The organism is Pseudomonas sp. CHM02 (genome assembly GCF_000612585.1).
In the GTDB taxonomy this organism is placed as follows: domain Bacteria; phylum Pseudomonadota; class Gammaproteobacteria; order Pseudomonadales; family Pseudomonadaceae; genus Aquipseudomonas.
The window spans coordinates 43,339-57,818 of the sequence record NZ_JFCA01000011.1; the positions used below are offsets into that span (position 1 = coordinate 43,339).

The window sequence follows — 14,480 nt, forward strand, 5'->3', positions numbered from 1 at the left end:
CATATCAGCACCGCCGGCCTCACCGGAGGACATCAGGTCAGACCACATTTTTTACAAAACCGCGCAAGGCTTCAAGGTGATGGCACAATGCCTCATGTAATGCCATCCACTGCCGACACACTGGCGATGGCCAAACGCATCAGAAAAAAGGTGAACCGGCCGTCGTCGGCGTTTTCGAAACCGCCCCACCGCTACCCACAAGGAAGAAATACATGATCAAGTTGTTCTGCAAGGCCGCTGTTGTTCTGTCCCTGGCCACGCTGTTTGGCTGTTCCTCGACGCCGTCGGTGGAGAAGATGCAGGCCGATGTGGCGGACTATTCGTTGCCTAAGGCTGCTGTCGCCGATAAAGGCTTGGTGTATGTGGTCCGCCCGAGCAACGTGGGGATGATGGTCCGCTTCAACGTGTTCCTGGATGACAAGGAAGCCGACTCGGAGATGGGTTACAACCGCGGTAACCAGTACATCTATTTTTTCGTGACACCGGGCAAGCACGTGATCAGTTCCAAGGCTGAAAACTGGGCGGACATGCCGATTGACGTCAAGGCGGGTCAGGTGGTTTACCTCAAGCAGGAAGTCGAAATGGGCTTCGCCATCGCACGCAACAGCCTTAAAGTGCTGAGCGACGTCGAAGGCCGTTACCTGGTCAAGGATGCGTCCCTGGGCACCGTGGCAAAAGAAAGCAAGTGAGTTGAACCGTTGAAGCCTGCTGGGCTCCAGGCCCGGCAGGCAGTCACTTTTTACCCTGCGAAAACGTTCAAGGACTGATGTGAAAAACCTCCTCTTCATCCTCTTTACCACCCTTATCCTCGGCGGTTGCGTCAGCCACCCCCTTACGCCCGAACACCGCGCCCAGATCAAGACGGTCAAGGTGCTGCCCGTTAAGTGGGAGTCGCAACAAATGGTCTACATGGGCCGTGAGCAAGCCTGGGGCGCAGCATTGGGGGCCGGGCTTGGCGCGGGCGTTGGCATGGCCAGCGGTGCATCCAAGTTGGGCACGGCTGCGTTGAGCGGCGCGGGGTTTGCAGGTGGTATGAAACTTGGGCAGTTGGCCGAGATGCCGACGCCGGTAGCGATCCTTACGGTAATGGACGCTGAAAAAATCGATTTGGGCGTATTGCTCAAACAGGGCTTTATCGATGCGTTGGCCAAGACCTCAACCCTCAAAGTGGTGGGTGATGACGAACCCGCTGATGCGCAGATCCAACTGACCGTGGCCGAGTGGGGCTTTCGCCTGACCCAAGGGTTCAGCAGTGTGGTGTACCCCACCCTCAATGTGCTGGCGCAGATGAATCGCGGCGATGAAATGGTCTGGCGCACCAGCGAAGCGGTCACGCCGTTCAATGGCCAGAACGTCTACGGCTACACGCCGCTCACCTATCGCACCGACCCCGAGGCGTTACGCCGCGCGCTCACGGGGATTACGCAGATCTCCAGTGGGTATTTGGTGAAAGAGCTCAAATAAGCCAGCGAGTGCGTTAATGCTGGGCTGCCCCTATTTTCCGATTCCACGGACGCATCACATGAAAAAGGCAATTGTTCTACTGGCAATCACGGGCTTCGTCACAGGGTGTCACGCTTCCAGGCCAGCAAGCTCCTTTGAACAGAGCCTGGCCAACGTTCAATGCATGTTGTCCGAGGGCGAGAAAAGCCTCACGGCAGATCAGGTTCAGTCCATTCGTCAAGCCAGCGATAACGGCAACATGCGCTGTAAGACTGCGCTCGGTGGTTTGTACGAATCTGGTCGTGGTGGCGTGCCACAAGATTTTGCCAAGGCCAGATCGCTCTACGAGTCCGTCGCCGCCGTGGATGGCGTCGGTTACGAGAGACTGGCGCGCATGGCCGAGGAGGGCCACGGGCAAGTGCGCAACGATGTGGAGGCGCGACGGCTTTATCAGTTGGCGCTGACCAACAGCGACAGCGACAAAAGCAAACTCGCCTTGGCCCGATTGATGGAAGAGGGTCGCGGCGGCCCGCAGGATCTGTTCGGGGCCATGATGTGTTACGTGGAGGCCAGCCAGCATGCCGGCGATGTTGCCTGGAAAGGCCTTCAGCGCATTCGCGCTCAACGACCGATGCTGACGCCTGAACAGACACAGCGCTACAACGATGTCTGGGCTGACACCAGTCGCAAGAGCCTCAATCGTACGGCACTGGACATCGAGATTGCCTTGAACAAGCAAATCAAACGCGGCAGCGCGAGCACGCCGGTGACGCTGCAAGTGCAAGGCCAGTCGGGTTCGAATGTGCCGAAAATCCTATTGATCGAAAGCTCGGGCAACGCTGAGGTAGACCAGGCCGTAGTCACCGCATTCGGTCAATACCGTATTCCTGCCGAGCCGCTATTGCAGGCAGGCCAGGATTCCTGGTCGTCCGAACGGTCTCTCAAGGTCGGTTTGAATTGACGTGTTGAAGCCCTATGCCATGGGCCGTTCGGGCGCGTATCGGTATGAGACTTCCATGACGCCTGAGGTTCGAATGCTAGGTTTAGCGGGTATGGGATGGCGGTTGGTGCAGGGTACACGGGCACGATTGAGGAAGGGGGGGCGCAGATCTACGCCCGCAACTCCGGAGCGCTGGTGGTCATCGATTGGGTGTGGATCTTCATGGCGTCGCACACACGCCTGGGCGATAGGTTGGCCAAGACGGTTGTGATCAATACGCAGGCAGGGAGATGGCGTATAGCCATCATTCTTTTGTTTTGCGGACAAGGCCTTAGCGCTGCTTGTCGGGCTTGCAGGCCAAAGCGCCGGTAAAACGGCGCCGCTCGGGCTGTAAAACAGCTTGAGAACGGCTTTCAACTCCGTAAAATGCCGCGATTGTTTAAAGCACGATACTTTTCAGGGACGAATTCAGACATGCGTGTGTTTGCCGTATTTCTCGCGGCCTGCCTCATGGCGGGCTGTGCCTCCAAGCCGGATTACTACATCTCCCCGGCGCCGGTCACTATTCCCAAGACGGCTACCTACTGGCTCGACAACTTCGATGTTGAGGTCAGGGGTAAAAACGAGCGCTTCTTGCCGGATGACAAAGTCCGCCAGCAACTGGGCGTCGACCTGATCGATCGCCTGCTCAAGGCCAAGCGTTACGCCACCAGCAAGGTATCCGCCGACTACATCCTGGATATGGACGTGATCTACGCCCGGCGTATTCAGGACACCCAGGGCGGTTTGGTCAGCCCGCTTATCGAAGACAACAAGTACCTGGTCGGTGTGGACTTCAACTACAAAGTCACCGTCAGGAAAGGCGATACCGAAGTCCTGCACTTCGCCCAGGCGCGCGAAGGTTTGATGCCTGCCGGCGCGGTTGGGCATTGGCAGAACCTCAAGACGGTCGGCGGGATTCTAACCCGCAGTGGCAACGCCAACGTAGAGCCGTTCTACACCGGTCTGTTGAGCCGCTTCATCGTCGATGATTTACGCAACATCCCATCCCGCTAGTTCACTTGCTGCAAAAACTTTTACCCCAGGAGCACCCTGTGAAAACACTGTCAAAAATCCTGCTGTCCGGCTTCACCGCCGCAGCGCTGCTGACCGTGGCCGGTTGTGCCACGGAGAGCAACCGCGCGATGCCGGTGGAACAAGTCGCCAGCGCCAACGTCGCCTATTCCGGCGTGCGCGTGCCGATTGCCGTGGGCAAGTTCGACAACCGCTCCAGCTACATGCGCGGCATCTTCTCCGACGGCGTTGACCGCCTCGGTGGCCAGGCCAAGACCATCCTGATTACCCACCTGCAGCAGACCAACCGCTTCAGCGTGCTGGACCGCGACAACATGGGCGAAATCTCCCAGGAAGCCGCGATCAAGGGCACCGTGCAGAAGCTCAAGGGCGCTGACTACGTGGTGACCGGCGATGTGACCGAGTTCGGCCGCAAGGAAACCGGCGACCGCCAGCTGTTCGGCATTCTTGGCCGTGGCAAGACCCAGGTGGCTTACGCCAAAGTCGCGCTGAACATCGTCAACATCAGCACCTCCGAGGTGGTGTATTCCACCCAGGGCGCCGGTGAGTACGCGCTGTCCAACCGTGAAGTGGTCGGCTTCGGCGGCACCGCCAGCTACGACTCCACCCTCAATGGCAAGGTCCTGGACCTGGCCATGCGCGAAGCCATCAACCGCCTCGTCGACGGCATCAACGCCGGCGCCTGGAACCCGCGCAACTGATCAGTAGCACCTCAAGGAGCAGTACAAGGATGAGCAAGGCAGTCAAGTTGGCGCTGATGCTGACAGCAGTTGCGACGGTCGCCGGGTGCCAAACGGCGCCCCAGCCGCTGTATCAATGGGAAAGCTACCAGCCGCAGGTTTACGAATACTTCAAGGGCGAGCCCAAGGAAGCGCAGGTCGAGGCACTGGAGCGGGATCTGCAGAAGATCAACGCCAGCGGCCGCAAGGCCCCGCCGGGTTACCACGCCCACCTGGGCATGCTGTACCTGAGCATGGGCAAGGATGACCAGATGGTGCAGGAATTCCGCACCGAGAAGGCACTGTTCCCCGAGTCTGCCTCGTACATGGACTTTTTGCTGAAAAACGCCAAGACCGGAGTCGCAACCAAATGAGCCTGTTGAAACTCACTGGCGCCTTGCTGGCCCTGGCCTTGCTCGGCGGTTGCGCAGCCCCCAAGACCATCGACTACACGGCCTATAAACAGGCGCGGCCCAAGTCGATCCTGGTGCTACCGCCGATCAATGAATCGCCGGAAGTGCAGGCGTCCTACAGCATGGTCTCGCAAGTGACCTACCCGTTGGCCGAAGCTGGCTACTACGTGTTGCCGATCGCACTGGTGGACGAAACCTTCCGCCAGAACGGCCTCACCACCGCCAACGATATCCAGGCGGTGGCGCCGGCCAAGCTGCATGACATCTTTGGTGCGGACGCGGCGCTGTACATCACCGTCACCAATTACGGCACCAAGTACATGCTGATCTCCAGCGACACCTCCGTGACGGCCTCGGCCAAACTGGTGGACCTGCGCACCGGCACCACCCTGTGGACCGGCTCGGCACATGCTTCCAGCGAGGAAGGCAATAACAACGGTGGCGGGCTCATCGGCATGCTGATCACTGCGGCGGTCAAGCAGGTGATCAACAGCTCCACCGATGCGGCGCACCCGATTGCGGGTATCACCAGTGCGCGCCTGCTGTCACCGGGGCAACGTGCGGGGATCCTGTACGGTCCGCGTAACCCGAAATACGGCACCGACTGATCCACCCAAGCCCTACTGTGGGACCAAGCGTGCTCTGGTGAGCAAGGCGTACTGTGGTGAGCAGGCTTGCCGTGGTGAGCAGGCTTGCTGTGGTGAGCAGGCTTGCCCTGCGCTGGGCTGCGAAGCAGCCCCATGGGTCGGCCGGTGAACCCGTCGGGAGCCAAGCCCCACTCACCACAGCCAGCCCGCTCCAACGCTGATTGAAGTGTTATCCGACTCCGCTTTAACCCGAACATCCCACACCTTGCGTCTGACCTTGTGAACGGATCATTCATTCACGAGGTTCAGCCCATGTCCCGTCCTCTGCTCTTCCTGCGTCCTGCTGCCCAGGGCTTCGCCGTTACCGTGCTGGTGACGCTGGCCGGCTGTGGGCTGTCTTCCTCCCATGATGTGGCCGCGCCTGCCGAAGCAGCGCCTGTCGCCGAGCTGCAAAGCGTCCCCGTGCAAGGCGCGCTGGTTAAACGCATGCCTGTGCCTGCGCCCATGAGCGCGAAAATGCTGAGACAAGACACGGCGGCAATGGAATACCGCAGCGAATCCCGCGAACAATACGAAAGCCTGCCGGACAACCCCGTGCATCGGGTGGCCGAAACGCCTGTCTCTACCTTCAGCGTCGACGTCGACACCGGCAGCTACGCCAACGTCAGGCGTTTCCTCAATCAAGGCAGCCTGCCGCCCGAAGGCGCTGTGCGACTCGAGGAAATGGTCAACTATTTCCCGTACCACTACGCGCTGCCCACCGATGGCTCGCCCTTTGGCGTGACCACCGAGGTAGCCGCCACACCCTGGAACCCGCACACCCAGCTGCTGCGCATTGGCATCAAGGCCTCCGACCGTGCCGTGGCACAGCTGGCGCCGGCCAACCTGGTGTTCCTGGTGGATGTGTCCGGCTCCATGGACCGTCGCGAAGGTCTGCCGCTGGTCAAAAGCACGCTGAAATTGCTAGTGGATCAACTGCGTGAACAGGACCGCGTTTCGCTGGTGGTGTATGCCGGAGAATCCCGGGTGGTGCTCAAGCCCACCTCGGGGCGCGACAAGGTGACGATCCGCAACGCCATCGACCAGCTCACTGCCGGCGGCTCCACGGCGGGCGCATCCGGCATCGAGCTGGCCTACCAGATGGCGCGCGAAGGGTTTATCGACAACGGCATCAACCGCATCCTGCTGGCCACCGACGGTGACTTCAACGTGGGCATCAGCGACTTCGACAGCCTCAAGCAGATGGCCGCAGAAAAGCGCAAAAGTGGCGTGTCCCTCACCACCCTGGGCTTCGGTGTGGATAACTACAACGAACACCTGATGGAACAACTGGCCGACGCCGGTGACGGCAACTACGCCTACATCGACAACCTGCGCGAAGCCCGCAAGGTGCTGGTGGACCAACTCAGTTCCACGCTTGCCGTGGTCGCGCGGGATGTGAAGTTGCAGGTGGAGTTCAACCCGGCGCGGGTCAGTGAATATCGCCTGCTTGGCTATGAAAACCGCGCCCTGAAGCGTGAGGATTTCAACAACGACAAGGTCGACGCCGGTGAGATCGGCGCAGGGCATACAGTCACGGCGCTGTACGAAATTGTGCCCAAGGGCGAGAAGGGCTGGTTGGAGCCTCTGCGCTACGCCGCTGCGCCTGCGACCGCGGACAAATCCGCTGAGCTGGCGATGCTGCGTGTGCGCTACAAGTCGGCGGCGGGCGGTGACAGCCAACTGATCGAACGTCCCATCAGCAACGAGTCCTCCAAGGCCAGCGACGACCTACGCTTCGCGTCGGCAGTGGCCGCCTTCGCCCAACAGCTCAAGGGCGATGGCCGCTACACTGGCAACATGAGCCTGCAGGACACCGCCGCACTGGCCCGCTCGGCCCGAGGCGATGACCCGTTCGGCCTGCGTAACGAGTTTGTGCAACTGGTGGAATTGGCTCAAAGCCTCAAACACTGAATTTGCCGGCAGCGTCGATCCAATGTGGGAGCTGGCTTGCCTGCGATAGCATCAATGCGGTGTGACTGAAACACCGAAGCGTCTGCATCGCGGGCAAGCCCGGCTCCCACAGGAATGTGCATTGATCCATCGAAAGGAGTTCGCCACCTACATGGCCGTACCCGATGATTCACCCAGCGACGAAGCGCTGCTGGCCCGCTACCGAACCGGCGACAGTGCCGCGTTCGAAGCCTTGTACGCGCGGCATCGACAGGGCCTGTACCGGTTCCTCGTGTCCCTGAGTAACAAGGCCGAACTGGCCGAGGAAATCTACCAGGAGACCTGGCTCAGCCTGATCCGCAGCGCCACCCAGCCACAAGGCCGGGCGAGTTTTCGCACCTGGCTGTTCCAGATCGCCCGCAACCGCCTGATCGACTATTGGCGCAAGCACGGCATCCATAACCCGTTGCACGACAGCTATGACGAGCAACTGCACGCCCAGGCCGACGACAGCGCCGGCCCCGAGCAGCAACTGAGCCTCAGCCGCGACCAGGCGCGGCTCGACGCCGCGCTGCAAGACCTGCCCGAAGACCAGCGCGAAGTCTTCCTGCTGCGCCTGCACGGCGACCTCGAAGTGCCGCAAATCGCCGCCCTCACGGGCGCCCCGCTGGAAACCGTCAAAAGCCGCCTGCGTTACGCCCAGCAGAAACTGCGCCGCCTGCTGGCCGAGGAGATACCCGCATGACCGACTCCCGACACACCCCGGACCCCGACGACGTGCTGCTCCAGCACATGCGTCAACACAGCACCGGCGAACCGCCCGCGTCCCTCGACGCCTTCATCCTCGCCACCGCCCGCCGCGAAGCCCCGGCGCCGCAGCCGAGCCTGTGGCAACGCTGGCTGCAAGCCTGCCAACGGCCGCGCTGGCAGATGGCATTCGCCACCGTCGCAGGCTTGGCGTTGATGATCGGCGTGGTGATGCGCGAGCCCGTGCCGCAACCCGAAATCTCCACCGCGAACTTCTCCGCGCTTCATGAGGAAGCCGCACGTCCCGCTCCGGCACCCATGTCCGCGCCTGCGCCGGTGGCCCGACTGGCCATGGCACCCAAGGCCGAGCATGCGCAAGTCATGGGCTCGATGGCGGATGAATCGAGCGCCACGCTCAGCAAGCGCGCGCCGGTGGCGTTGCCGGAGTTGGAGGAGGGGTTGCAGGAGATTGTGAACCTGCGTGCAGGCGGAGAAAGCAAGGCGGCGGATGAGAAGCTGCTGGCGTTGCACAAGCGGTTTCCTGGCGAGGATTTACCAGCGCTGTTGGAGACGTTGCAGAAACATTAAATCGTCGCCCACAAAAAAGCCCCAGGTCTTTCGACCTGGGGCTTTTTCATCATGTTTGGTGCACCCGGCGGGATTCGAACCCACGACCCCTGCCTTCGGAGGGCAGTACTCTATCCAGCTGAGCTACGGATGCTTGTGCGGGCGACATCATACCCATGTCGACCTTGGGCGTCCATGCTGGTCTTTGGCCGTTTATACGTAGGAATTGGCCCCGCGAAGGCCCTGTGCCGGGGGCCGATGATCGGTGCGCTGGAACCCGGGCCAAACACGCTGATCAGAAAGTTTCGGCAAATGCGCCGTTTTCGTTCTTTTTTTCGAACAGACTATTGCCCTGTACCCCCATTGATCCTAGGATTCGTTTGAGATTTCAAACGCTCTGTCTCCCGTGCGCTGTTCACTCACTTCCGCGCGCTGGGGCTGATTTCCCTGACGGCAGCCCACAAGGCGCCTTTCAACAACTCTAATTCGCTCCGCGTGCGCGCGGTGCTGTTAAGGAAAGCCGACATGCAGCTCAAAGATACCCAGTTGTTCCGCCAACAAGCCTTTATCGATGGCGCTTGGGTCGATGCGGACAATGGTCAGACCATCAAGGTCAACAACCCGGCCACGGGTGAGATTCTCGGCACCGTGCCGAAGATGGGCGCCGCTGAAACCCGCCGCGCCATCGAAGCTGCCGACAAGGCGCTGCCGGCCTGGCGCGCACTGACCGCCAAGGAGCGCGCCAACAAGCTGCGCCGCTGGTTCGAGCTGCTGATCGAGAACCAGGAAGACCTCGGTCGCCTGATGACCCTCGAGCAAGGCAAGCCGCTGGCCGAAGCCAAGGGCGAGATTGTCTACGCCGCGTCCTTTATCGAATGGTTCGCCGAAGAAGCCAAGCGCATCTACGGCGACGTGATTCCTGGCCACCAGCCGGACAAACGTCTGATCGTGATCAAGCAGCCGATCGGCGTGACCGCCGCGATCACCCCGTGGAACTTCCCGGCCGCGATGATCACCCGTAAAGCCGGCCCGGCCCTGGCCGCCGGTTGCACCATGGTCATCAAGCCAGCTTCGCAAACACCGTTCTCGGCCCTGGCCCTGGTTGAGCTGGCGCACCGTGCCGGTATCCCGAAAGGCGTGCTGAGCGTGGTGACCGGCAGCGCTGGCGACATCGGCGGCGAGCTGACCAGCAACCCGATCGTGCGCAAATTGTCCTTCACCGGCTCGACCGAAATCGGTCGCCAGTTGATGGCCGAATGCGCCAAGGACATCAAGAAAGTCTCCCTGGAACTGGGCGGCAACGCGCCGTTCATCGTGTTCGACGACGCGGACCTGGATAAGGCCGTCGAAGGCGCGATCATCTCCAAGTACCGCAACAACGGCCAGACCTGCGTCTGCGCCAACCGCCTGTACATCCAGGATTCGGTGTACGACGCGTTCGCGGAAAAACTCAAAGTGGCCGTGGCCAAGCTCAAGATCGGCAACGGTCTGGAGGAAGGCACCACCACTGGCCCGCTGATCGACGAAAAAGCCGTGGCCAAGGTCCAGGAGCACATTGCTGATGCGCTGAGCAAAGGCGCCAAGCTGTTGGCCGGTGGCAAGGTGATGGAAGGCAACTTCTTCGAGCCGACCATCCTGGTGGACGTGCCGAAAGACGCGGCGGTGGCGAAGGAAGAAACCTTCGGCCCATTGGCACCGCTGTTCCGCTTCAAAGACGAAGCCGAAGTGATCGCGATGTCCAACGACACCGAGTTCGGCCTGGCCTCCTACTTCTATGCCCGTGACCTGGGCCGTGTGTTCCGTGTGGCTGAAGCCCTGGAATACGGTATGGTCGGCGTCAACACCGGGTTGATCTCCAACGAAGTGGCGCCGTTCGGCGGCATCAAGGCCTCGGGCCTGGGCCGTGAAGGCTCCAAGTACGGGATCGAGGATTACCTGGAAATCAAATACCTCTGCCTGGGTATCTAAGCGCTGTAAGGGTTAAACCCGGCAAGGCATTGCAGCAAACGCAAAGGGCACGAGAGCGCTGACCCTTTGCGTGTTTCACCCCGTAATTCGTAGTGGCCGGGAAAGCTGTGGCAGTCGATCATCGCATGCTGCCGTAGTTGCCTCCCCGCCACGTATTCCTTGGACCACGCCACCCGATGAGTGGCGAATGAGGACTTTATGAGCAAGACCAACGCATCCCTGATGAAACGCCGCGAAGCCGCTGTACCGCGCGGTGTTGGCCAGATCCACCCGATCTTCGCCGAATCCGCGAAGAACGCCACCGTGACCGACGTTGAAGGTCGCGAGTTCATCGATTTCGCCGGCGGTATCGCCGTGCTGAACACCGGCCACGTGCACCCGAAAATCATCGCGGCCGTGACCGAGCAGTTGAACAAGCTGACGCACACCTGCTTCCAGGTCTTGGCCTACGAGCCTTACGTGGAGCTGTGCGAGAAAGTGAACGCCAAGGTCCCAGGTGATTTCGCCAAGAAAACCCTGCTGGTCACCACCGGTTCCGAAGCCGTTGAAAACGCCGTGAAAATCGCCCGTGCCGCGACTGGCCGCGCCGGCGTGATCGCGTTCACCGGTGCCTACCACGGCCGTACCATGATGACCCTGGGGCTCACCGGTAAAGTCGTGCCTTACTCGGCCGGCATGGGCTTGATGCCAGGCGGCGTGTTCCGCGCGCTGTACCCGAACGAACTGCACGGTGTGAGCGTGGACGACTCGATCGCCAGCATCGAACGCATCTTCAAGAACGATGCCGAGCCGCGCGATATTGCCGCGATCATCATCGAGCCGGTGCAGGGCGAAGGCGGTTTCTACGTCGCGCCTAAAGCCTTCATGAAGCGCCTGCGCGAGCTGTGTGACAAGCACGGCATCCTGCTGATCGCCGACGAAGTGCAAACCGGTGCCGGCCGTACCGGTACCTTCTTTGCCATGGAACAGATGGGCGTTGCCGCCGACCTGACCACCTTCGCCAAATCCATCGCTGGCGGCTTCCCGCTGGCCGGTGTGTGTGGCAAGGCGGAATACATGGACGCCATCGCTCCAGGCGGCCTGGGCGGCACCTACGCCGGTAGCCCGATTGCTTGCGCGGCCGCGCTGGCGGTGATGGAAGTGTTCGAAGAAGAACACCTGCTGGACCGCTGCAAAGCTGTCGGCGAGCGTCTGGTTACCGGGCTCAAAGCCATCCAGGCCAAGTACCCGGTGATCGGCGAAGTGCGTGCCCTGGGCGCGATGATCGCGGTCGAGCTGTTCGAAGATGGCGACAGCCATAAGCCAAACGCTGCTGCCGTTGCCTCCGTGGTGGCCAAGGCGCGTGACAAGGGCCTGATCCTGCTGTCCTGCGGCACCTACGGCAACGTGTTGCGCGTACTGGTCCCGCTGACCTCGCCGGACGAGCAGTTGGACAAAGGCCTGGCGATCATCGAAGAGTGCTTCTCCGAGCTGTAAGCGGATGCTGACCTGATCGACAGAAAAAACCCGCTTCGGCGGGTTTTTTTGTGCCCATTGCCGCACATTCAGGCCTTGTTCATTGTACGTAGGCGGCTCCATTGTCTAAGGTTGCAGCATTGCCGATGGAGCGTGCTGGATGACTGCTGTTGATTTACCCGCTGTACCCCGTGTGTTGATAGCCGAGGCGGACCCTTGGTCGCGGGATCTGCTCAAGCAAGTGCTGTTGAATGTGCGCTGCGACGCGCGGCTGGATGTGTGTGCCGACGGCCAGCAAGCGGCGACGTTGCTGAGAGAAAAGACCTACGACCTGATCCTGGCGGATTGGGAGCTGCCGGGCATCGACGGCCTGAGCCTGCTGCGCAGCGTGCGCCAGAAGCGCCGCTCGCCCGCGCTGCCGTTCATTCTGCTCAGCAGTCGCAATGACAGCGCCAGCGTGCGCGAAGCCTTGCCCCTGGCGCCCACCGCCTACCTGAGCAAACCCCTGAACATGGAAGGCCTGACGCAGCGTCTGCAAGACCTGCTGCTCAACGAAGGCGAGACGGTGTACTGCGAGATCCCGCCGCTGGCGCCCGGCATGACGTTGCCGGTGTTCCTCGAGCGCCGCCGCGAAGCCTCCGACGGCGCGCCATTGCGGGTCGACGTGAAGGCCGCCGTGCAACACAGCCTCGGGCCGGATGGCCTGAACCTCAGGCACCTGGAAGACCAGGTGCGCATGGACCCGCAAATCACCGCCGTGCTGATCGCCGCCGCCAACAGCGCCGGCCATCACGGCACGCCCGTGCAAACCCTGCCCGCCGCCCTGCATAAACTGGTGCCGGGGCAGAGCATGAACCTGATTCTCGGCCTGGCGCTCAAGCACAACGTGGTGCTGGGTGATCCAGCGCTGCTGGCCTATGCCGAGCGCTATTGGCAATTGTCCCTGGACACGGCCGACTACGCCCGGCGCCTGGCACGCATGCTGGAACTGGATCATGAGCGCTGCTACAGCGCCGGTATCCTCCATCGGTTGGGTGACCTGGCATTGTTGCGTTGCCTGGAGGACTGGCGCCAGGGCGGCGGCGCGTTGGATGACGAAGCGATTGGAGAGTCTCTCTACACCTTCGGCGCTGCCTATGGCTCGGCGCTGCGCGCGCGATGGCGGTTGCCGTTGGAGCTGCGCCAGTTGATCGCGGCGACCTATTCCCTGGAAGGCGGTGTGTACGGGCGCGATGCGCTGGTGATGAACCTCGCGGCGCAAATGGCGCGCTTGACCGAACATGAAGGGCTGGAAGAACTTGCCAACAGCAAGACGGCGCGGTTGCTCAAAGTGGGCTTGTCCGAACTGACCCGAGTACGCAAATCCTGAAGCTCACACCAACCCTGTAGGAGCCGGCTTGCCGGCGATAGCGATATGTCAGTCGCCATCGCCGGCAAGCCGGCTCCTACGTTGATCGGGGTTAGCCCGCTATGACGCGGTTCTTGCCCAGACGCTTGGCTTCGTACATGGCCGCATCGGCGCGGGCGAACAGGCTGTCCAGGGTCGAGTCTGCTTCGGTGAGGCTGGCCAGGCCCTGGCTGATGGTCACGCCGAAGGCCTGGCCTTCATAGTTGAAACTCAGCGCCTGAATCTCCTTGCCCAGGCGTTCGGCCACTTGCAACGCCATTTCTGGTGCGCAGCCGGGCAGCACAGCGGCGAACTCTTCGCCGCCAATGCGCCCGAACAGGTCACCACGGCGCAGCACCCCGCGTCCGCTCTCGGCGATACGCCGTAGCACCTGATCGCCTTCCAAATGCCCGTAGGTGTCGTTGACGTCTTTGAAGTCATCGATGTCCAGCAACAGGAAAGACAGCGGCGCCCCTTGGGCGCAGGCGCTGTCGAAGGCCTGGTTGGCGCATTCGAAGAAGTGCCGGCGGTTGCTGCTCTGGGTCAGCACGTCGGTGGTCGCGAGGCGGTGCAGCTCCAGCTCCATCTGTTTCTTTTCGGTGATGTCCTCGGCCATGCCTACCACGATCAACGGCTCACCAGGCTCGACTTGCTGATTGATATAGCACTTGTCACTCAGCCAGCGAATCTGCCCGTCGGCCGTGATGATGCGGTACTCGCGGTCTTCCACGGCGCCCTGTTCCAGCACACGGGCCAGGCTGTGTTCGGCGTAGTCGAGGTCTTCGGGGTGAACACTGTTGCGCCACTCCCGATGGTCGGCCAGCAGCAGGGCGGCAGAGCGGCCGAACACCCGCTCATAGGCCGGGCTCACGTACAGCACGCGGCGGGTTTCCCAGTCGATGGCCCACAGCACGGCGTTAACGCTGACCAGCATTGAGCTCAGCAACTGCTCACGCTCGCTCAATCGCTCGACTTCACCCTGGGCATGCATCAGCGCCAGCAGGGTCGCAGCCGCGGCTGGGCGGGAATGCTCAGTCGTGGGGGCGTCGATCAAGGAGGACTTTTCGTGAACCATCGGCACAACTCTCTCTGGGCGCGCCGCACACTGGAGCAGCGGTCACTACAAGGGGCCACCATGATGGCGAAGTGTTCATTGAGAGAGGCGAATTGCAGTGAAGTTCCGTCAACAGGACCGATTGCCGGTGTCCGAGAAATGACGCCAAAAAGCTGGTGGGCGGGAGGGCAAGC

The 14,480-nt window shown here is 61.5% G+C and carries 14 protein-coding genes and 1 tRNA gene; 13 read left to right on the plus strand and 2 right to left on the minus strand.

What is annotated here, in order from left to right:
- Nucleotides 1–296 precede the first annotated feature (296 nt).
- The 10 genes from BM70_RS0107710 to BM70_RS0107760 all read left to right on the plus strand — a co-directional run bounded on the left by BM70_RS0107710 (nucleotide 297) and on the right by BM70_RS0107760 (nucleotide 8,443).
- Nucleotides 297–689 (plus strand): DUF2846 domain-containing protein, encoded by a 393-nt coding sequence (locus BM70_RS0107710; protein ID WP_025855466.1) that lies wholly within the window; start codon nucleotides 297–299, stop codon nucleotides 687–689.
- A gap of 79 nt (nucleotides 690–768) precedes the next feature.
- A complete protein-coding gene (locus tag BM70_RS0107715) occupies nucleotides 769–1,464 on the plus strand; it encodes a hypothetical protein (protein WP_025855467.1) in 696 nt (231 codons plus the stop codon).
- A gap of 58 nt (nucleotides 1,465–1,522) precedes the next feature.
- Nucleotides 1,523–2,404, plus strand: a complete 882-nt coding sequence (locus BM70_RS0107720; protein WP_025855468.1) for a tetratricopeptide repeat protein — start codon at nucleotides 1,523–1,525, stop codon at nucleotides 2,402–2,404.
- A 453-nt stretch (nucleotides 2,405–2,857) separates the two neighbouring features.
- Nucleotides 2,858–3,439, plus strand: coding sequence for a hypothetical protein (locus BM70_RS0107730; protein ID WP_025855470.1), 582 nt, complete (start codon nucleotides 2,858–2,860; stop codon nucleotides 3,437–3,439).
- 38 nt (nucleotides 3,440–3,477) lie between these two features.
- Nucleotides 3,478–4,158 carry a CsgG/HfaB family protein gene (locus tag BM70_RS0107735; protein ID WP_025855471.1) on the plus strand — a complete coding sequence of 227 codons (681 nt, stop codon included), beginning with the start codon at nucleotides 3,478–3,480 and terminating at the stop codon, nucleotides 4,156–4,158.
- A 29-nt stretch (nucleotides 4,159–4,187) separates the two neighbouring features.
- Entirely contained in the window at nucleotides 4,188–4,550 is a 363-nt protein-coding gene (locus BM70_RS0107740) for a DUF4810 domain-containing protein (RefSeq protein ID WP_025855472.1), read from the plus strand.
- On the plus strand, nucleotides 4,547–5,197 hold the full coding sequence (locus BM70_RS0107745; RefSeq protein WP_025855473.1) for a DUF799 domain-containing protein: 651 nt from the start codon (nucleotides 4,547–4,549) through the stop codon (nucleotides 5,195–5,197). Before BM70_RS0107740 ends, BM70_RS0107745 begins: the two co-directional genes overlap by 4 nt.
- 291 nt (nucleotides 5,198–5,488) lie before the next feature.
- Entirely contained in the window at nucleotides 5,489–7,129 is a 1,641-nt protein-coding gene (locus BM70_RS0107750) for a VWA domain-containing protein (RefSeq protein ID WP_025855474.1), read from the plus strand.
- A gap of 151 nt (nucleotides 7,130–7,280) precedes the next feature.
- Nucleotides 7,281–7,853: an RNA polymerase sigma factor gene (locus BM70_RS0107755; protein ID WP_025855475.1), complete on the plus strand. Its 573-nt coding sequence runs from the start codon at nucleotides 7,281–7,283 to the stop codon at nucleotides 7,851–7,853.
- Nucleotides 7,850–8,443: a hypothetical protein gene (locus BM70_RS0107760; protein WP_025855476.1), complete on the plus strand. Its 594-nt coding sequence runs from the start codon at nucleotides 7,850–7,852 to the stop codon at nucleotides 8,441–8,443. The genes BM70_RS0107755 and BM70_RS0107760 overlap by 4 nt, the downstream gene beginning before the upstream one ends.
- Before the next feature lie 56 nt (nucleotides 8,444–8,499).
- On the opposite strand, the gene BM70_RS0107765 is transcribed toward BM70_RS0107760, so the two are convergent.
- A tRNA-Arg gene (locus tag BM70_RS0107765) sits at nucleotides 8,500–8,576 on the minus strand.
- A gap of 371 nt (nucleotides 8,577–8,947) precedes the next feature.
- Between BM70_RS0107765 and gabD the strand changes: the two genes are divergently transcribed.
- The 3 genes from gabD to BM70_RS0107780 all read left to right on the plus strand — a co-directional run bounded on the left by gabD (nucleotide 8,948) and on the right by BM70_RS0107780 (nucleotide 13,214).
- On the plus strand, nucleotides 8,948–10,390 hold the full coding sequence (gene gabD / locus BM70_RS0107770; RefSeq protein WP_025855477.1) for an NADP-dependent succinate-semialdehyde dehydrogenase: 1,443 nt from the start codon (nucleotides 8,948–8,950) through the stop codon (nucleotides 10,388–10,390).
- 198 nt (nucleotides 10,391–10,588) lie between these two features.
- Nucleotides 10,589–11,866: a 4-aminobutyrate--2-oxoglutarate transaminase gene (gene gabT, locus BM70_RS0107775; RefSeq protein ID WP_025855478.1), complete on the plus strand. Its 1,278-nt coding sequence runs from the start codon at nucleotides 10,589–10,591 to the stop codon at nucleotides 11,864–11,866.
- A 139-nt stretch (nucleotides 11,867–12,005) separates the two neighbouring features.
- Nucleotides 12,006–13,214, plus strand: coding sequence for an HDOD domain-containing protein (locus BM70_RS0107780; RefSeq protein WP_025855479.1), 1,209 nt, complete (start codon nucleotides 12,006–12,008; stop codon nucleotides 13,212–13,214).
- Between the two features lie 91 nt (nucleotides 13,215–13,305).
- On the opposite strand, the gene BM70_RS0107785 is transcribed toward BM70_RS0107780, so the two are convergent.
- Complete coding sequence (locus BM70_RS0107785; protein ID WP_025855481.1) at nucleotides 13,306–14,307, minus strand: sensor domain-containing diguanylate cyclase; 1,002 nt, start codon at nucleotides 14,305–14,307, stop codon at nucleotides 13,306–13,308.
- Nucleotides 14,308–14,480: the final 173 nt, after the last annotated feature.